This is a genomic window from Chitinophaga nivalis, assembly GCF_025989125.1.
GTDB classification, from domain to species: domain Bacteria; phylum Bacteroidota; class Bacteroidia; order Chitinophagales; family Chitinophagaceae; genus Chitinophaga; species Chitinophaga nivalis.
In genome coordinates, this window is the sequence record NZ_JAPDNR010000001.1 from 7,041,790 (window position 1) to 7,060,940 (window position 19,151).

General features: G+C 46.3%; 16 protein-coding genes. 9 read left to right on the top strand and 7 right to left on the bottom strand.

The genetic code is table 11. From position 1 onward, the window contains the following. The 5 genes from OL444_RS25690 to OL444_RS25710 all read right to left on the bottom strand — a co-directional run bounded on the left by OL444_RS25690 (position 1) and on the right by OL444_RS25710 (position 5,369). Positions 1–576, bottom strand: coding sequence for a gluconate 2-dehydrogenase subunit 3 family protein (locus tag OL444_RS25690; protein WP_264728777.1), 576 nt, complete (start codon positions 574–576; stop codon positions 1–3). 270 nt (positions 577–846) lie between these two features. Continuing rightward, positions 847–1,596, bottom strand: coding sequence for a L,D-transpeptidase family protein (locus OL444_RS25695; RefSeq protein ID WP_264728775.1), 750 nt, complete (start codon positions 1,594–1,596; stop codon positions 847–849). Positions 1,597–1,884: 288 nt separating this feature from the next. After that, complete coding sequence (locus tag OL444_RS25700; RefSeq protein ID WP_264728773.1) at positions 1,885–2,703, bottom strand: hypothetical protein; 819 nt, start codon at positions 2,701–2,703, stop codon at positions 1,885–1,887. A 323-nt stretch (positions 2,704–3,026) separates the two neighbouring features. Then, positions 3,027–4,157 (bottom strand): 4-hydroxyphenylpyruvate dioxygenase, encoded by a 1,131-nt coding sequence (gene hppD, locus OL444_RS25705; RefSeq protein ID WP_264728771.1) that lies wholly within the window; start codon positions 4,155–4,157, stop codon positions 3,027–3,029. A 54-nt stretch (positions 4,158–4,211) separates the two neighbouring features. After that, a complete protein-coding gene (locus tag OL444_RS25710) occupies positions 4,212–5,369 on the bottom strand; it encodes a homogentisate 1,2-dioxygenase (protein ID WP_264728769.1) in 1,158 nt (385 codons plus the stop codon). Positions 5,370–6,333: 964 nt separating this feature from the next. On the opposite strand from OL444_RS25710, the gene thrA reads away from it, so the two are divergent. The 5 genes from thrA to rpe are packed head-to-tail and all read left to right on the top strand — an operon-like array spanning position 6,334 to position 12,801. Beyond that, a complete protein-coding gene (gene thrA / locus OL444_RS25715) occupies positions 6,334–8,778 on the top strand; it encodes a bifunctional aspartate kinase/homoserine dehydrogenase I (RefSeq protein WP_264728768.1) in 2,445 nt (814 codons plus the stop codon). A 45-nt stretch (positions 8,779–8,823) separates the two neighbouring features. Next, the gene (locus tag OL444_RS25720; RefSeq protein WP_264728767.1) at positions 8,824–9,750 is read left to right on the top strand and encodes a homoserine kinase; all 927 of its coding nucleotides are present in this window, start codon (positions 8,824–8,826) and stop codon (positions 9,748–9,750) included. A 17-nt stretch (positions 9,751–9,767) separates the two neighbouring features. Beyond that, complete coding sequence (gene thrC, locus OL444_RS25725; protein WP_264728766.1) at positions 9,768–11,063, top strand: threonine synthase; 1,296 nt, start codon at positions 9,768–9,770, stop codon at positions 11,061–11,063. A gap of 24 nt (positions 11,064–11,087) precedes the next feature. Next, on the top strand, positions 11,088–12,101 hold the full coding sequence (locus tag OL444_RS25730; RefSeq protein ID WP_264728765.1) for a tetratricopeptide repeat protein: 1,014 nt from the start codon (positions 11,088–11,090) through the stop codon (positions 12,099–12,101). 34 nt (positions 12,102–12,135) lie between these two features. Then, complete coding sequence (gene rpe / locus OL444_RS25735; protein WP_264728763.1) at positions 12,136–12,801, top strand: ribulose-phosphate 3-epimerase; 666 nt, start codon at positions 12,136–12,138, stop codon at positions 12,799–12,801. Here the strand turns inward: rpe and OL444_RS25740 are convergent. Together OL444_RS25740 and OL444_RS25745 are read right to left on the bottom strand one after the other, a co-directional pair. Continuing rightward, positions 12,782–13,171, bottom strand: coding sequence for a response regulator (locus tag OL444_RS25740; RefSeq protein WP_264728761.1), 390 nt, complete (start codon positions 13,169–13,171; stop codon positions 12,782–12,784). The two genes, rpe and OL444_RS25740, sit on opposite strands and share 20 nt — an antisense overlap. 9 nt (positions 13,172–13,180) lie before the next feature. Beyond that, complete coding sequence (locus OL444_RS25745) at positions 13,181–15,790, bottom strand: PAS domain-containing sensor histidine kinase (RefSeq protein WP_264752042.1); 2,610 nt, start codon at positions 15,788–15,790, stop codon at positions 13,181–13,183. Between the two features lie 310 nt (positions 15,791–16,100). Between OL444_RS25745 and purE the strand changes: the two genes are divergently transcribed. The 4 genes from purE (at position 16,101) to OL444_RS25765 (ending at position 19,117) form a co-directional block, all read left to right on the top strand. Next, entirely contained in the window at positions 16,101–16,556 is a 456-nt protein-coding gene (gene purE, locus OL444_RS25750; protein WP_264728758.1) for a 5-(carboxyamino)imidazole ribonucleotide mutase, read from the top strand. Between the two features lie 99 nt (positions 16,557–16,655). Continuing rightward, positions 16,656–17,609 (top strand): PhoH family protein, encoded by a 954-nt coding sequence (locus OL444_RS25755; RefSeq protein WP_264728756.1) that lies wholly within the window; start codon positions 16,656–16,658, stop codon positions 17,607–17,609. A gap of 248 nt (positions 17,610–17,857) precedes the next feature. After that, on the top strand, positions 17,858–18,346 hold the full coding sequence (locus OL444_RS25760; protein ID WP_264728755.1) for a nuclear transport factor 2 family protein: 489 nt from the start codon (positions 17,858–17,860) through the stop codon (positions 18,344–18,346). A gap of 231 nt (positions 18,347–18,577) precedes the next feature. Continuing rightward, complete coding sequence (locus tag OL444_RS25765) at positions 18,578–19,117, top strand: inorganic diphosphatase (protein ID WP_264728753.1); 540 nt, start codon at positions 18,578–18,580, stop codon at positions 19,115–19,117. Positions 19,118–19,151 lie beyond the last annotated feature (34 nt).

Here is a 19,151-nt window from a genome sequence, read left to right on the forward strand (position 1 = left end):
TCAGGAAGCCCAGGCTTTTTCCCCTTTCGTGTAGGGTATGCAGCCTTCATATTTACCAGGAACAGGAACATAGCGCAAGGCTTTGGTAGCACCCTGTTCAGAAGTAAAATACCCCAGCAGGGTCAGTTCTTTCAGTAGCTGGAAATGGTGTGGCGGGTCGTTTTCTTTTTTGTCTTTACGGTTGTTGTACTCCACCCGTTCTTTATCTATCTGGGTAAGCAGCTCGGTACGCTGTTGCGGCGTCAGTTCATTAAATCCGTTTTTAAACTGCTTTTTTGCGGCAGCATCAATTTTGGAGAGTCCCTCCAGGAAGCGCTCCTGGTCCTCTTTTTTGTAGCAGTCGTTTATCATGGTAATGATAAACTCTTCTACTTTCGCCTCTTTGGCGCCGGGTGTATCTGTTTTGGGAATGATGGTTTCCGCTATTTCTGCCAGTAACGTTTTTGTTTCCGGCTTATGTAAATCATAACTTTTGGGAGCGGAACCTGTACAGCTTTCTAGCGCTGATAACGTGGAAGCGGAAATGGCAGTACCCAACAAAATCGCCACATTCCTGATTGCGTCTCTTCTGTGCATAAATGGTAAATTGATTTGACCTTTGGACAAGTTGAAAAAAATATTCTTAAAAACCAAATGTGGAATCAGAAATTACGGTTGACTGCAGCATCATTTCATCGTGGTCGTATATAAAACAGCCTGCTCAGGCTGTCTGGCTGTTGCCGGGATTACCGGCATAAAAAAAGCGAAGAAAAAGCCGATATAACACCTGCTCCTGCTTCGCACTTTCGTTGTTGGTATCTTTTCCTGCCGGGCAGCACCCTGTGTGGTACTGTGGTGGCGCTTTTACTACATAATATATTTGCCTTTATCATCTACCAGTACAATCGGCAGGCGATGGTGTCTTTCAAAATAGTCGTACGCTGTTTTCAATTCTACCCAGAATTGCTGGGAAGAGTTATCTGTCAGGGTAACGGTACCCAGATAATCCATGGAACGGATATTCCCGAACTTTACCGGGAATACGTGTACCGGGATAAAATCCTGGCCGGCATTTTTGGCATTTACCGCGAGGATGTATACCTCATCAATAAATTCATCTGTCAAAGGAATGCATCCCACTGTAATACAGTTACCATGAATATAGATTTCTCCACCTGGTTTTTTCGGATCGCTCAGGATGCGGTCGGAAAAATTGGGATAGTTGATACCCAGTGATAAATGATAGCTGCTATTGGGATTGAAATCGTTGATATAATAAAAACCTTCCGGTACCTGACGGTCGCCTTCCTTACGTTTGGGTCCCATCTTTCCGGAGAGGGTACACACGCGGTAGGATTTAAAGAGACGGAAAGTATCGGAGACGTTGTTTTTCACCCATATCTCCATTTCACTGTCCAGCTTAAAGGAGCGGACAAACATATATTTTGCAGGATATGTCAGCCCTTTCTTTTCAAATTCTTTCTTCAACAGTTCTTCCTTCTCACGGTATGCTTCTCCTACTTTAGGAAACATCTTCTGGTTATCGAGGAAAGATTGCTGGGCAAAAATTTTAGCTGTACCTAAGAGGATCAGGACTAAAACTACAAATCGCTTCATATCTATTTCAACAAAGTTTAAATATTTACACCAGGTTTATGTAGGCAAGATAAAACAATAATAAAGCAAAAATGAAATATATTATCATGCCTACTTTCCGGTTAGCGATCTTCAGGATATAATGTCGGTGCCCCTGATAAATCAATATAGCCGTAAAGGCCTGAAAAATCCCACCTAATAAAAACAATACGCCAAACAGCACTTGTATGCTCATAAAAACGGAACAATTGATTGAATATTGCCTGTAAAGTTAAGAGATTATCAGGGGATTGCCGTACAAAATCCAGGTTATAGTTTCACCCATTCCATTTTAGCCACGGTTTGATCCATACCTGAACTGAAAGTGCCCCGCACCGGATATTTGCCGGCGTTGTAGGCATAAGAGTAGGTGTTGGTAATCACGCGGGAAGAATGTGGTGTGCTGATACTTTCAGACAGTACGTTGTGGGCAGACAGGTTCGGTGCAGTGGCATCCAGGAGGCTGGCCAGTTCAGGATGTTGCAGCTGCGGGTTTTGTCTGTTGTCATACGTGTAGCTAACGGAAGACACAGGCATGAATTTGCTGTTACCTGGTAATTTAGCGTAGTTGTCCATCTGGCTTACATCGCCTTTTTCGTTCCAGGTGTATTCCTGGTAGCCGTTGTTTTCCAGTGTGTTTTTAGCAGCATTTTTAGAGAACTGGTAGCGGGTAGCCAGTTTACCATCATTATTATATACCAGTGAATCGTACGCATAAACGGCGCCGTCGCGGTAGTAACTGATTTTAGCTACTTTATCGCCGGTACCGGCGTAGTCGAATGACAGGTACAGATCTCCGGTAGTGGTTTGCTCGTCGTCGGCCAGCAGGCTTTTTACGAGACGGCCGTTTTCGTATACCGGCAGTTGTACATCACTATAGGAGGCATTCTCCGTTTTGTGCTGCTGTACAATCTTTTTGATGGTTTTATCTGCATTGTATTCCAGCAGCATTTGTCCTGCGGGGGAAGATACTTTATGCAGATAAGTGTTGTGGGGATTGTCGCCTTCCGGCCGGAAGCTGGAAAAAGTTACTACGGACGACAATAAAGCGGCAAAGATTGCCCCTTGGGCAATGAACTTGTTGTGCATAGGTGCTCTGTATTAATTTTGGGCTAATATATAATGAAAATCGTACCAAAACCTCCCGTTTTAAGTGGGACACGTCACACATGGGTTATACAGTAATATTTTTTGTATAATCCATATTTTACATATTAAATATAATAATAAATTATTTAAAATAATAAAAAATCCGTTCCGGGAAACCGGAACGGACTGGAGTTGAATTTGTTGTAACCATTTCAGCCGGGCATTATGTGCGGGTCACCATCAGGGGATAACAAACCGGATGACCGGACGCCGGCATTTTTCTCTGCAGCAATAGATACATAGTTATCGATATGTTAACGATATTACAGGTTACCGCGGAGCGCCTGTTCTCTTTCTATCGATTCAAACAGGGCCTTAAAATTACCTTTACCAAACGACTGAGCTCCCTTCCGCTGAATAATCTCGAAGAATACAGTCGGCCGATCCTGCAAAGGCTTGGTGAAGATCTGCAACAGATACCCTTCATCATCCCGGTCTACCAGGATACCCAACTCTTGCAGCGGGCGGATATCTTCGTCGATTTTACCTACTCTATCCAGTACAGTCTCATAATAAGAAGAAGGTACCGTCAGGAACTCAACGCCTCTTTGCTGTAAATCCCCTACTGTTTTTACGATATCATTGGTAGCGATGGCTACGTGTTGTACACCTGGACCGCCGTAGAAGTCGAGATACTCTTCAATCTGAGATTTCTTTTTACCCTCTGCCGGTTCATTGATCGGGAATTTCACACGACCGTTACCGTTACTCATTACTTTACTCATCAAAGCAGAATACTCGGTAGAGATATCACTGTCATCGAAAGAAATCAGGTTTTTGAAGCCCATTACTTTTTCGTAGTAATCTACCCAGGTATTCATTTCATTCCAGCCCACATTACCCACGCAATGGTCTACATACAGTAAACCGGTATCGGCAGGGTTATAGGCAGTATTCCAGGCTTTATAACCCGGCAGGAAAAGGCCATTATAGTTTTTACGTTCGATGAACAGGTGTACGGTATCACCATAGGTGCGGATACCACTACGTACCACTTCACCGAATTCATCTTTTTCCACTACTGGTTCCAGGTAAGATACCGCACCACGTTTAACGGTTTCTTCATAAGCCAGGCGGGCATCATCTACCCACAGGGCTAATACTTTTACACCATCGCCATGTTCGGTTACGTGAGCTGTAATCTCACTCTCAGGAGATAAACTGGTTGTTAAAACGAAACGGATTTTCCCTTGTACCAATACATAGGAAGTACGATCTTTCACACCTGTTTCCGGTCCGGCATAGGCTAAAGACTGAAAACCAAAAGCTGTTTTGTAAAAATGGGCCGCCTGTTTGGCATTGCCAACATAAAATTCAATATAGTCTGTACCATTGAGTGGTAAGAAATCCTGCTGGCCGGTCACATTGCCAGGGGTAGCGAATACAGTTTCCATGACGTTTAAATGTTTTGGTGTGTAAGTTTATTTTGGTGTATGATTTTCATGCTTTTATTCTGCCCAGCTCATTACATAGCTGTCGTCTTCAATGCCCAATGCTGCTTCCGTAATCTGTAACGGATGGAAAGTATCCACCATTACGGCCAGTTCTTTGGTTTCTTTTGCACCGATGCTTTTTTCCACAGCGCCCGGATGCGGTCCATGCGGAATACCTGCCGGATGCAGGGTGATCATGCCACGCACCACATGTTTGCGGCTCATAAAATCACCATCTACATAATATAATACTTCATCACTATCGATGTTACTATGATTGTACGGCGCCGGAATAGCCTCCGGGTGATAATCAAACAAACGCGGACAGAAAGAACAAACGACAAAATTGCTGCCTTCAAAAGTCTGGTGTACCGGTGGCGGCTGATGTACGCGGCCGGTAATCGGCTCAAAGTCATGAATGGAGAAGGCAAACGGATATTCACAGCCATCCCATCCAATCACATCAAAAGGATGATGCTTGTAATGAATCGGGTATACCACGCCTTTCTTTTTGATGCGGATCAGGAAGTCGCCCTCCTGGTCTATCGTTTCCAGCTGTTCCGGCTGACGGATATCCCTTTCGCAGAAAGGAGCATGTTCCAGCAGCTGTCCGTATTTGCTCAGGTATCTTTTGGGATAACGGATAGGACTAAACGACTCCACAATAAACAGGCGGTTATCTTCCGTATCGAAGGTGATCTGATAAATAGTACCACGTGGCACAACCAGGTAGTCGCCATAGCCAAACTTCAGCTGACCATACTGGGTTTTCAGTACCCCGCTGCCTTCATGTACAAAAATCATCTCGTCCGCATCGGCATTTTTATAGAAGTAATCTTCCATGCTTTTACGGGGAGCTGCCAGTACAATATGCAGGTCGTTATTAACCAGTACAGCTTTGCGGCTTTTCATAAAATCGTCTTCCGGTTGCACTTTAAAACCCTGGAAGCTACGATGTTTGAGCATTTTCTCTTCTGCCACTTTCGGCGCTACAGAGTAGGGTTCATCTACTTTCACAATTTCAGTAGGCGGATGACAATGATATAATAAACTGGAATTAGAAGAAAACCCTTCTGTCGAAAACAACTGCTCAGAATACAGCCGGCCATCCGCGTTACGGAACTGGGTATGGCGCTTGTGCGGTATTTGCCCTAGCTTATAATAATGTGGCATATCAGGTTAATTAAAAATTTGCTTTGGTGTATGATATATAAAGACTGAATTGGTCTGTGATTCAAATATTAATGCTGCCTGACCTGCATGACTATACGCAACAACCGATGCTGACGATCACATGTACCAGTGTACATGAAGAGGAATAGTATACTGATAATACTATTACAAAGTTACGGTATAAAAACAGGAAGAATAGCCGGTAGTGGCTGTAGGTGGAGTTATGCCAAAGTCGAATCCATGGCCAGCGTAGCCATGAGGAAGTAGTAGTTTAACTGACTGTTACTTGTATATTTCAACGAAATGGACAAGAGTAATGATTTTGGACAACTAAAGTTAATGATATTTCTTATCAAACCAACTAATATTAATGGATTGATAAAAAAAATTTCTTTCCGCTTCCTTCCTGCTTTTGCAGCTAAATATTTATGACCGCAAAAGCGTTCTTATTTTTTACCGGCGACCAGCAAAAGTGGTTCTCCTTCATTTGTCACATTATTGTATACAATGGTTCTCTGAAAACCAGCAAAGAAAACACAATTTGTCATAAAATTGTCTTAAAAACAACTTAAAACATCCTCAAAAGATATATCAACAGGGTATTAAGTTTCAATAAATATTCCGTTAACGGCTTCTTAAATCAATAAATACATCTTATATTGACGAAAAAATAATTAAAATGTGTTTTTTTGAAACATTTCAAAATGTTAGCCTGTCACTTTTATTTACCAGCTTAATTATAGACTTTTGTTATACAATCGTCATATTTAAAATAGTGCTACCCGTATTAACATATCAGCTTCCCTTCGCTCCCGTTCCCCAACCGGGATCTACAGGCGCTATTATTACATCCATTATTACAACCCCACTGCGGGGTTAGTTTTCACATATCATCCAACGACCACCACTGGTGGTAACTACCGGAAAAAACCGGAACATTTCTGTCTATAAATTTTAACTCCCCATGCAAGTATTAAAATTTGGCGGCACCTCAGTCGGAAGCGCCAAAGCCATTGAACAGGTCTGCAACATCCTGCTGCACAACAAGCCGGCAGGTAGATATGCCATTGTAGTATCCGCGCTGGGCGGTATAACGGATAAGCTTATACGCTGCGGGCAACTGGCCGGACAAGGCCAGGAAGAATACAAAACTGTATTGCAGGAAATTGAAACCAGACACCTGGACACTATCCGTGAATTATTCCCTATCACTGCTCAAAGCAGCATGATCAGCCAGCTGAAAAGAAAACTGAATGCACTGGAAAATCTATGCGATGGGATCTTCCAGGTCGGAGAACTCAGTCCCCGCTCTCTCGACAAACTCATGAGCTACGGAGAGCTGATGTCCTGTGTGATCGTAGCGGCCGCCCTTAAACAAAAAGGACTCAACGCTGCCTGCAAAGACAGTCGTGAACTGATTATTACAGATGACAATTTCTGTAACGCTACAGTAAACTTCCCTGCTACCAATCATAATATTGTACAATACTTTGCCCAGGCCACAGAATCCTATACTGTGCTGCCCGGATTCGTAGCGGCTACCACCGAAGGCGACACCACCACACTGGGTCGCGGCGGCTCCGACTACACTGCCGCTATCGTAGCCGCAGCTGTTGTTGCCAACGTACTCGACATCTGGACAGACGTAAGCGGGATGATGACAGCCGATCCCCGCGTTGTTTCCCAGGCACTCCCCATCGCCCACATCTCTTATGTGGAAGCCATGGAACTGTCGCACTTCGGCGCCAAAGTGATTTATCCGCCCACCATACAACCGGTGATGGAGAAACGCATTCCCATCTGGATCAAAAATACCTTTGCCCCGAACGACTACGGCACCCTCATACAGGACAGCGCGGAACGCAGCTACCCGGTAACCGGCATCTCCGGCATACAGCATATTGCCCTGCTGACACTCGAAGGCAGCGGCATGGTAGGTATTCCCGGCTTCTCCAAACGTCTGTTTGAAGCCCTCTTACGGGAACGCATCAACGTTATTCTCATTACCCAAAGTTCTTCCGAACACTCTATCACTGTGGGTATCCACGAAACTGATATGCTGAAAGCCAAAATATCGGTCGACAGTGAGTTCGCACAGGAGATACAGGATAAACGCATTAAACCCCTGCAGGTAGAAAAAGATTTGTCTATCGTAGCAGTGGTAGGCGATAATATGAAAAACCACCACGGCACCAGCGGCAAGCTGTTTGGTTCTTTCGGCCGGAATGGTATCAATGTAAGAGCAATCGCACAGGGATCTACTGAAAAAAATATCTCTGCGGTGATCAATAAAGCAGATATCAAAAAAGCGCTCAACCTGATGCACGAAACCTTCTTCGAAGAACCCCTGAAACAGGTAAACCTCTTCGTGGCCGGCGTAGGCAATGTGGGCAGCAAACTGCTGGAACAATTACAACAACAACAAAAATACCTGCAACAGGAACTGGGCCTGCAAATCCGGGTAACCGGGCTGGCCAACAGCCGCAACACCCTGCTGAGTGAATATGGCATCGGCCTCCACAACTGGCGGGAACAGCTGGACCAGGGCGACAAACTGGATATCCGGGAACTGGTGCAACAAATCAAAACCTTCAATCTCCGTAACAGCGTTTTTGTTGATAACACCGCCAGCAGTGAAGTAGCCGCTATTTATCACGAATTCCTGGAACATGGTATTTCTATCGTTACCTGTAATAAAATTGCCTGCTCTGCAGACTATAACTATTATAAGCAACTGAAAGACCTGGCCCGTCAATACAACGCGTCCTTCCTCTTTGAAACCAATGTAGGCGCAGGATTACCGGTTATCAATACCTTAAATGACCTGGTACGCAGCGGCGACAAAGTACATAGTATAGAAGCCGTATTATCCGGTAGTCTCAACTTTGTATTCAACCATTTTGTAAACGGCGCCAGCTTCCGTGAGGTTGTGAAAGCCGCGCAGGATGAGGGTTACACCGAACCGGATCCACGTATAGACCTGAGCGGGAAAGACGTGATGCGCAAGATACTGATCCTGGCACGGGAAAGCGGAGCAGTGATGGAAATGGATGAAATCACCAATCATTCCTTCCTGCCGGAAGCTTGTCTGAATGCACCTTCCGTGGCCGACTTCTACAAAGAACTGGATGTACATGCCGATCATTTTCAGCAACTCTGGAAAGACGCTTCCGCCGCCGGCAAACGCCTGAAATTTGTAGCCCGCTACGAAGAAGGTAAGGCTTCCGTAGGCCTGCAAAGCATTGCACCGGATCATCCTTTTTATCAGCTGGAAGGTAAAGACAACATCGTGCTGTATAAAACCAGCCGGTACCAGGACCAGCCCCTGATTGTAAAAGGAGCCGGCGCAGGTGCAGATGTAACTGCCTCCGGCATATTTGCAGACATTATCCGCAGCGCACGTTTCTAATACAAAACCGCTGCCCTTATTCAACTAACACACATAAACGCTTATATGGATAGTATAAAGGTATTTGCGCCAGGCACTGTTGCGAATGTTGCATGTGGCTTTGATGTCATCGGACTGGCACTGGATGCACCAGGCGACGAAATGATCCTCCGCAGAAGTAATGAACCCGGTATCCGCATCACTGCCATCCACGGCGCGGATCTTCCCCTGGACCCCGCCCGTAACGTAGCCGGTGTAGCCGTACAGGCCCTGTTACAAAAATATGAACACCCGGAAGTGGGCATTGAAATAGAGATATTCAAACATATACATCCCGGCAGCGGCATCGGCTCCAGCGCCGCCAGCAGTGCGGGCGCCGTGGTAGGCGTAAACCGCCTGCTCGGAGAACCTTTCACCCCCAAACAGCTGGTACGTTTTGCCATGGAAGGGGAAAGACTGGCCTGCGGTTCCGCCCATGCCGACAACGTAGCCCCGGCCATCCTCGGCGGCTTTACCCTGGTAAGAAGTTACCGCCCGTTGGACATCACCGCCATCCATACCCCCGAACAGCTGTGGGTAACTGTTATTCATCCGCAGATAGAAGTAAAAACTTCTGATGCCCGCGAGATATTAAAACAAAAAGTACTGATGACAGATGCCATCCGGCAATGGGGCAACGTAGGCGCACTGGTAGCCGGCCTGTATCAGGAAGACTATGAACTCATCAGCCGGTCATTGGAAGATGTGATTGTAGAACCCGTGCGGGCTATCCTGATTCCGGCATTCCACGAACTGAAACTGAAATGCAAGGAAGCAGGCGCACTTGGCGGCGGCATTTCCGGCTCCGGCCCTTCTGTATTTATGCTCAGCAAAGGAGAAGAAAACGCCCGCCGCGTAGCTGCCACTATGGACAGTGTGTATGCCTCCCTGGGAGTAGATTATAAAATTTATGTTTCCCGGATCAACACCGCAGGTGTAAAAGTGATTGACTAACCGATTAACCACGATTCATGCAGTACTTCAGTTTACAAAACAAACAACACCGGGTAAATTTTGAAACCGCCGTCGTACAGGGGCTTGCTCCTGACAGAGGGCTGTATTTTCCGGAAACCATTCCAACACTCAGCAAGGATTTTATTCAGCAACTGCATCAGTATACCGACCAGGAAATAGGTTATCAGGTGATACAGTCTTTTGTGGGAGATGAAATACCGGAAGAAGCCTTAAAAAAGATTGTAGCAGATACCCTGCACTTTCCGTTTCCGGTACAAAAAGTATCCGGCCAATCCTATGCCCTGGAATTATTTCATGGCCCTACCCTTGCCTTCAAGGATGTAGGCGCCCGGTTCATGGCCGGTTGCCTCGGTTACTTCCGGCGCAACAGCAAAGAACCCGTAACCGTACTGGTAGCTACCTCCGGTGATACCGGCGGTGCTGTTGCCAGCGGATTCTATAATGTTCCCGGCGTAGAAGTAGTGATCCTCTACCCTTCCCGGAAAGTCAGCACCCTCCAGGAGAAACAACTCACGACATTGGGTGGCAACATCCGCGCATTGGAAATACAAGGCACATTCGACGACTGTCAGCAACTGGTTAAAACAGCCTTCCTGGACAAGGAGCTGCAGGCCCGCCGCCCGCTCACGTCGGCCAACTCCATCAACGTAGCCCGCTGGCTGCCGCAGATGTTTTATTATTTCCTGGCCTACAAACAAATGAAAGCCGCGCATCCCCGTCTGGTATTTTCTGTACCCAGCGGTAACTTCGGTAATATCTGCGCCGGCCTCATGGCAGCTGCCACCGGCTTACCGGTAGCGCATTTTGTAGCCGCCACCAATATCAACGATACCGTACCTCGCTTCATGGAAAGCGGCAAATACGAACCTGCCAAGGCCTTTGCCACCCTTTCCAATGCCATGGATGTGGCAGATCCCAGCAATTTCGTACGGGTACTGGCGTTATTTGGTAACAGCTTACCCGCACTCCAGGAAAAATTCACGGCTTACAGCTTTTCAGACAAAGACACCATACAAGCCATGGAACAGGTATGGAAAGAACATCACTACATGCTCGACCCTCATGGCGCTGTAGGTTTTCTGGGCCTGCAGCAATACCTGGAAACGGCACCGGAACTGACCGGCGTATTCCTGGAAACCGCTCACCCTGTGAAGTTTGAAGATACTGCTCCGGAAACTTTGCGGGAAAACATTGCTACGCCAGCCAGGGTAATGACCCTGTATGATAAGGAGAAGACCGCCACCCTGTTGCAGCCCGATTATACCGCGCTGAAAAACTGGTTATTGCGGTGAGGATGCTGTAAATTTGGCGCCAGTATGAAATATGTATCTATCCTGCTGGTATTGACAGGCGTTATCATGTCCTGCAACCAAACCGGCACCCGGCAACAAAATACAGCAACAACAGCAGATTCCGTGCTTAACAGTGACATCGTCCGGCCTGTGACCGACTCTATCCGGCAGTTTCCGGAGAATCATGCATTGTATTACCGCCGGGCCCTGTTATTATTCAATACCAATCCGGGCCTGGCGCAGGCTGATTTTGAGCAGGCTGCCAAACTGATGCCCGCCAATACCGATTACTGGGCAGGCGCCGCAGAAGCGGCACTGGTGGCCAGTAACTACCGGCAGGCAGCCACCCTGTTCCAACAGGCGCTGGGTACTGCCCCTGGCTACGATTATCTGGAATACCGGCTGGCCACAGCTTTGATTGAAGATAAACAATATGCGCAGGCAGACAGCCTTACTAACGTATTAGCACAAACGACAACGGCACGCGATAAGGCCTTTTACCTGAAAGCCAGGATGGCAGAGGATCAGCAGGATACCACAGCGGCTATCCAATACCTGACCTCCGCCATCGCCGCAGCCGGCGACCATCCGGAGTTTGAAGCACTGATGGAACTGGGAGACCTCCTGCGGTCGCGCAAAGCACCAGCTGCCCTCACCTATTACACACAGGCATGGCGCCTGGATACCACCAATGCACATCCCTTGTATGAAGCCGCCCAATACCGGGAAGAACTGGGCACCCTGCAGCAGGCCGAAGCTGCCTACCGGCAATGCATTATAGCAGACCCCGGATTTGCACCCGCTTACCTGGCATTGGGAAAAATATACCGCGACCGGCAACAGTGGAAAGCAGCCTTCTCTTTCTATAACCTGGCCGCCAAATCTGCGCCGACAGATGCAGACGCGTACTTTTACCGGGCCCTGTGTCAGGAACAACTTGGAGAGAAAGCATTGGCAATAGCAGATTATACGAAAGCGGCTTCCTTCAGGAAAGATTTCACAGAAGCCCTGGCCGCACTCAAAAGACTCAGCAAGTAATTGCTTAAATTTATATCACGCTAAATAAAATGCTTTGGAAAATAAACAAGTTTTAGTGGCGCCTTCTTTACTGGCAGCCAACTTTCTGGAACTGGGGAGAGAAGTGGACATGCTGAATCGCAGCGAAGCAGATTGGTTTCACCTGGATGTGATGGACGGCCGTTTTGTACCCAACATCAGTTTTGGCCTGCCTGTCATCGCCCAGATAAAACAAAAAGCCAATAAACCCTGCGACGTACACCTCATGATTGAGGAACCGGAAAAATATGCCGCCGACTTTAAAAAAGCAGGCGCCGATATCCTGACTGTACATTATGAAGCCTGTATACACCTGCACAGAAACATTCAGCAAATCAAAGGTTTGGGCATGAAAGCCGGTGTAGCATTGAATCCGCATACGCCTGTACGGTTACTGGAAAATGTGATCCGGGATATTGATGTGGTGCTGATCATGAGTGTTAACCCTGGTTTTGGCGGACAATCCTTTATTCCACAGTCCTATCAGAAAATTCAGGAGCTGCGTCAGCTGATCACCGCTACCGGTGCACAGACTTTAATTGAAGTAGACGGAGGGGTTAGTCCGGAAAATGCAGCACAACTCGTAAAAGCCGGTGCGGACGTACTGGTGGCCGGCAGTGCCGTATTTGCGGCACCTGATCCGGAAAAAATCATTCACACGCTCAGGACAAGTGCGCAATAATCTCTTTTGACAAAGGCTTGGTAAGGTAACCGGTTACAAAACGGTAGGCATTTACCCGCTCTTTGTCTTTCTCATCAATAGAAGATGTCAATACAAATATGCGGATGCTTTTGGGCAACTGCTCACAAAACACAGCATATTCTTCCAGGAACTCCCAGCCATCCATTACAGGCATGTTGAGATCCAGCAAAATCAGATCTGGCAAAGCTGCCGGCACATCTTTATTTTCCCGGATATAATCCAATACATCCTGTGCATCAGAAAAAACCCGGATATTGCTACTGATGGCCTGTCGTTCGATCATGATTTTAGCAATCTGCTGGTGAATCGGGTCATCATCTACAATAAAAATCATATTGATCAGCTTCATAAAAGGGGTTTATTCGGGCCTAAATGTAATAATAAATTTTGTTCCATGACCGGGGTGACTTTCTGCCTTTATACTTCCACCCATCGCTTCCACCTGTGTTTTGGTAATGAATAAACCAATTCCTTTGGCGTCTTTGTTCTTATGAAATGTTTTCCGGAAACCAAATAATTTGTTGCCGAAGCGTTCCATGTCTATACCGATGCCATTGTCCTGTACCGTCAGCACGATATTATCATTTTCCTTCCGGGTCTGCAGATGCACGGCTGGCGTGCGTTCCGGCGAACGATAACGGATGGCATTGGTAATAAAGTTCTGTAAAATACTATCGAGGTACACCCGGGGGTATTCAATCACCGGCTCCTGGTCAAAATCATAGGTAATCCGGATAGTACTGGTTTCAATATCCACCAGTAAGATGTCTTTTACCTTCTGCAGGCGTTCTGCAAAAAACAGTTTCTCTTTTTCCACATTCACATCTTTCCGGATCTGCACTACTTCTACCAGGTCGTTCAGGGTTTCATCAATTTTTTTGATCACCTCATGCAACATCCCCAGGTAAAGATCCCTTTCATGACTGGTAGCCGCTTCGTTGTGCATCTGCATGAGTGCTTTCAGGTTAGCGATGGGCGCCCGCAGGTTATGTGAAGTAATGTGTGCGAAATCTTCCAGTTGTTTATTCTGATTCAACAGATTTTTGTTGAGATTGGATAACTGGTCGTTGGCCTTTCTCAGCTCTTTCTGCATTTTCCGGCTTTCGGTTATATCCCGCATGAATACAGAGATATGGCCGTCCTGCATGGGTGTTAGCAAAAAGTCATACCACTTGTCGGGAGCGGCAAAATAGATACCGAATGACTGAGATAGATGCTTGCTGGCACATTCCTGTAAACGGGCATAAAACACGGTGCCGCTCAGCCGGGGGAATTCTTCAAAAATATTGCTGCCGGTCTGCACATGATGTCCGATCATTTTCTCCGCTTTGCGGTTGAGAAAATGCAGGCGGCCATCTCTCTCCATGGCCGCATATCCCATATCGATGGTATCGAAGAAAAGCCGCATCAGCTCTGTATTACGGGTCAGTTCATCCTGTATCTCCTGCTGGGCGGTGATATCCTGAATAACACCGTACATAGACGTTAGCTCACCATTGGTATAACCGGGTTGTCCGATGGCACGTACCCGGCGGGCCTGTTGTTTCAGCGACAGGATGCTGAGTTCCACATCAAACGGCCGCCCTGTTTCCACGCACTGTTGCATGAGTTTTTCCAGTTCCGCCCGGGAGGTACCGGTATAAAAAGACCACGCGGTAGCCAGATCGATTGGCTTGCCTACCGGATAATCGTGTATGTGATAGGTTTCTGCAGACCAGCGTAATTCCTGGGTATATACATCCAGTTCCCATCCGCCTATCTTTCCGATAGCGCCGGTTTGCAGCAGGAATTCCTGGTTCTTTTTATTTTCCAGGTCCTGCATTTTTCTTTCCGTAATATCATTCACCAGCGCTACTACAATCCGTTCCTTATCTACCGGCTCTACTACCGGGAAGATGGTAAGGTCCAGGTATACTTCCCGGCCAATGGTGGTCCACCGGTCGTCGCCGGAGAAATCTATTTTTTTCTCCACGCGCAGTGTTTCATTACGTTCCAGCGCCTCTACAAACAAAGCGTCGAGGCCTGCATCACTGGCCAGTGGGTCATTCATCAGGTTGAATTTCCGGCGTACCGCAGGTTCCGGAGAATTAAAGAACCGGCGTTGGGTTTGATTAATCCGGCGGATAAAGCCGAAGTTGTCGAACTGTATGTAACCGATGGGCAGATTTTCTATGATGTGATGCAACAGGCGTTCGTTCTTTTGCAGCCGGAGCTCCGCCAGTTTTTTCGGTGTAATATCATCGAGAATCAGGAAGAGGTTGGTGGGATTACAATCACCGTCTGTCAAAGGAAATACCGTTGCCTCAAAATATACCGGATGTAGTCGGGTAAGATTTTCTTTTTGTTGTTTTTCGGAGTAGCGCAGCAGGATTTCCCTTTTGAGGGTCTTACCGGATTGGCGAACTTCTTCAAATATTTTAGAGAGACCGTTCAATACAAAGAAAGGATCCTGCAGCCAGTTATAACCTGGCTGGGTCAGGAAAGGGTGCGTGCTGCCCCATATTTCGCGTTGCCGGCCATTCATGTCCATACTGATGCCATCCGGCGTAAATTCCTGCAGCCCTACCGGCAGGTTTTCCAGGATCTGGCCGGAATATTTTTTTTCTTCCTGCAGGCGGATTTCGGCGCGTTTGCGCACGGTAACATCGATGCCGATGAGTAGTATTTGTGCGGGTATGTTATTGCTGCCTGCGGTAATGCTGATAATAGCTTCCAGCCAAACCGGCTGTTTACCGGGCGCCAGCAGGCAAATGGATTCCTGCAGGGTGGGTGTACCTTCCTCCAATTGTTGTCTGATCTCTTGCCACCGGGCGATGCCGGCTGGTTCCAGATAGTCTGTAAAAGCTTTACCGATCAGTGTTTCCCCGGGTTGCTGCAAGGCTTGCACCACCTGCATATTAATGGCAGTCAGGAAGCCTTCTCTGTTCATGGAAAGGGACCATGCGCAAGCGTTAATAGCGTTTTCCATATGCTGCAAGTGCACGTAATGCTGCTCAGGCATATCTACATTCATAATCGAGGATCTAAGATAGTTGTGTCAGGAATAGCTCAAAGTAAACATTATATAACAAAAAAGTACTATCACTGTGATAAATGTAATAAAATCCGTTTTAAAGGGCAGGCCTGATTCCGGCAAGGTAATAACGGGATTATGGCTGCACCGGTAGTGTAACTATGGTGTTATCCACCAGTTGTGGATTTTCAGTTTTCGGTTTTTGTCAAACGATCAATATCTTTGAGGCATCGTAATTAATTATTATTTTTTTAAATCTTATCAGATGAAAGTTTTGATTATCATGGGTTCGGAGAGTGACAAACCAGTAATGGAAGAATCTCAGAAACACCTGCAATATTTTGGAATCGAGAATGAAATGATTGTAGCTTCTGCTCACCGCAATCCTGATAAGGTTAGAGAACTGTGTATCTCTGCTCAGGAGAAAGGATTTGGTGTAATCATTGCCGCTGCGGGCATGGCAGCAGCTTTACCGGGTGTAGTATCTGCCTATACTTCCCTGCCTGTACTGGGTGTTCCATTGGATGGTGGTTTACCAGGTGGTGTGGATGCGCTGTATTCTATTGTACAGATGCCTGCTGGTCTGCCTGTAGGTACCCTGGCGGTAGGTAAAGCTGGCGCTCGTAATGCAGCCGTACTGGCAGCGCGTATCCTGGCTTTAGGCAACAAGGATATTGCTGCTAAGGTGGAAGCATTCAAACAGAACGGCTATAGAATTTAGTGATAGCTTAACAAATTCAGGCTCCAGGTTCTGTCAGAATTAAATATATTCGGATTAAAAAATAAGGATCATTTTCCTGGACACTTAAATCAAGAATCATTGACTGAATCCATTATCAACTTAGATAGTATTAATCCCATTGAGTTTTTCGGTGTTAACAACGGAAAACTGGATCTGCTGAAAAAGAAATTCCCGCTGCTGAAGATCCTATCCAGGGGTACCCAGTTAAAATTGAGTGGGGCACCGGAAGAAGTGGCTACTGCGGAGGAGAAAATCGGCCAGATCGTCAAGTATCTGGAGCGGAATGGTAATCTTACGGAAAACTATTTTGAACAGATACTGGGAGATGAAGAAGGTACCAGGATAGATAATTTCAGTGAACGAAATCCTAACGAGGTATTGGTATTTGGTCCTAACGGACGTACGGTAAGAGCCAGAACCGCCAATCAGAAAAAGATGGTGTCGCTGGCTGAAAAGAATGATATCATTTTTGCCATTGGGCCAGCCGGTACCGGTAAAACCTATACCGCTGTAGCATTGGCTGTACGCGCACTCAAAAATAAAGCAGTTAAGAAAATCATCCTCACCCGTCCTGCGGTGGAAGCCGGCGAAAGCCTGGGATTTTTGCCAGGGGACCTGAAAGAAAAGATCGATCCCTATCTGCGGCCATTGTATGATGCGCTGGATGACATGATTCCGGCTGAAAAGCTGACGTATTATATGACCAACCGGGTGATTGAAATTGCCCCGCTGGCGTATATGCGTGGCCGTACCCTGGATAACTCCTTTATTATCCTGGATGAAGCACAAAACGCTACCGACCTGCAGTTGAAAATGTTCCTAACCCGTATTGGTGCCTCTGCACAGGCCATCATTACAGGAGATCTGACTCAGATAGATCTGCCTAAAAATCAGAAATCCGGCCTCGATAAAGCAGCCCGCATACTCCGTAACATTGATGGTATCGGTTATGTGGAACTGGACGAGGAAGATGTGGTAAGACACCGACTGGTGAAAGCCATCATCCGGGCGTATGAGGCCAATAAGGATTAGGCAGCCTGAAACGAATTATAATATCCGTATTTTGTTATTTTCTTATCAGAAAGTGGTCTTTCTCTAAGAAAATAACAAAATATCAGGATATTTAACTATTTATTAACGAGGTTTGCCGTAAGTTCACCTGCTTTTTTAAGGGATATTCAAGGAGGAAAGGCTGTGAATCAGTATGCGGAAGACGATTGGCGTTGCCGATTTGAATGTTTACCCCTATTTTTGTTGTGATATCATAATTTATCGACCGCATGACCAATTATTTTCGAATCTTCACCCTGGCTTTACTTGCAACACTGTTTTTCAGTGCCTGTAAGAAAAGAGCTACTCCCCAGGAAGTAGCCCTTGCATTTATGCATGCCATACAGGATTCGAACTTCGACCAGGCCCGGGATTACGCCACCAAAGAATCCCAACAGGTAATACAGCTCTACTCGTTTTTTGATGCCCGCCGCAGCGATGCTGAACGGGAAAAAATCAAAAATGCCCGTATAGAAGTAGTGAATATGGAAGAGAATGGCGATAAAGCCGCCGTTACAATACTCAACTCTTCTGCCCACCAGAAAGAAGTACTGCAGCTGGTAAAAGAAAGTGGCCAGTGGAAAATATCCCTGACATTTGAAAGTATCATTCCCAACTACATTCCCCCTGCCAACGCAGGTACCGCTTTAGACTCTACCGCTGTAGTGCCGGCTGATACAGCATCCGGCGGTAGCATGACTGTACCGGCAGTCAAATAAAAATAGCGCTTCGCTCCTTTTTTCCGGAAAAGGAAAGGATAATTTTTAGCTATTCAGACTGAGTTCCCTTAATTTTGCCACGCATTAATGAAAAAGATGTGTGGCTGAGTTTCTTTTTATACTTATCGGAAGCCTTTGACCATATCTTCATGAAAAGTGGCCTATCTGGCAGATTCACTTTTCTGCATTAAAGCAAATATTGAACTATAAACCTTAAAGTAAAGTTAGATTATGATGACAAATCCCTGGCACAGCGTGAGTCCCGGCTCTCAAGTGCCACATGTTGTAAACGCAATTATAGAGATTCCAAAGGGATGCCGTGCTAAATATGAACTGGATAAAGAAAGCGGATTACTCAAATTAGACCGGGTTCTGTATTCTTCTGTTTACTACCCTGCCAACTACGGCTTTATACCACAGTCTTATTGCGATGATCATGATCCACTGGATATCCTGATCCTCTCTCAGATTGAATGTGTACCTATGTGTATCATCGAAGCCAAAGTTATTGGTGTGATGCAGATGGTAGACGGTGGTGAAGCGGATGATAAAATCATCGCTGTTGCAGCAAACGACATGAGCGTTAATCACATCAACGATATATCTGAACTGCCGCCTCATTTTATTGATGAGATGCGTCACTTCTTCGAAGAGTACAAAAAACTGGAAAGGAAAACCGTGAAAGTGGAAGAATTCCAGGACAAACTCAAAGCACAGGAAATCATCACCCAAAGCTTTGAAGACTACCGTAAAATCTTCAAACAAAGCTAATAACCGCTGTTATAGCCTTACTTACGCTTTATGT

Bases quoted from the DNA above. Each gene is read 5' to 3' on its own strand.
- OL444_RS25690 (WP_264728777.1), bottom strand. From the start codon at position 576: ATGCACAGAAGAGACGCAATCAGGAATGTGGCGATTTTGTTGGGTACT.
- OL444_RS25695 (WP_264728775.1), bottom strand. From the start codon at position 1,596: ATGAAGCGATTTGTAGTTTTAGTCCTGATCCTCTTAGGTACAGCTAAA.
- OL444_RS25700 (WP_264728773.1), bottom strand. From the start codon at position 2,703: ATGCACAACAAGTTCATTGCCCAAGGGGCAATCTTTGCCGCTTTATTG.
- hppD (WP_264728771.1), bottom strand. From the start codon at position 4,157: ATGGAAACTGTATTCGCTACCCCTGGCAATGTGACCGGCCAGCAGGAT.
- OL444_RS25710 (WP_264728769.1), bottom strand. From the start codon at position 5,369: ATGCCACATTATTATAAGCTAGGGCAAATACCGCACAAGCGCCATACC.
- thrA (WP_264728768.1), top strand. From the start codon at position 6,334: ATGCAAGTATTAAAATTTGGCGGCACCTCAGTCGGAAGCGCCAAAGCC.
- OL444_RS25720 (WP_264728767.1), top strand. From the start codon at position 8,824: ATGGATAGTATAAAGGTATTTGCGCCAGGCACTGTTGCGAATGTTGCA.
- thrC (WP_264728766.1), top strand. From the start codon at position 9,768: ATGCAGTACTTCAGTTTACAAAACAAACAACACCGGGTAAATTTTGAA.
- OL444_RS25730 (WP_264728765.1), top strand. From the start codon at position 11,088: ATGAAATATGTATCTATCCTGCTGGTATTGACAGGCGTTATCATGTCC.
- OL444_RS25740 (WP_264728761.1), bottom strand. From the start codon at position 13,171: ATGAAGCTGATCAATATGATTTTTATTGTAGATGATGACCCGATTCAC.
- OL444_RS25745 (WP_264752042.1), bottom strand. From the start codon at position 15,790: ATGGAAAACGCTATTAACGCTTGCGCATGGTCCCTTTCCATGAACAGA.
- purE (WP_264728758.1), top strand. From the start codon at position 16,101: ATGAAAGTTTTGATTATCATGGGTTCGGAGAGTGACAAACCAGTAATG.
- OL444_RS25760 (WP_264728755.1), top strand. From the start codon at position 17,858: ATGACCAATTATTTTCGAATCTTCACCCTGGCTTTACTTGCAACACTG.
- OL444_RS25765 (WP_264728753.1), top strand. From the start codon at position 18,578: ATGATGACAAATCCCTGGCACAGCGTGAGTCCCGGCTCTCAAGTGCCA.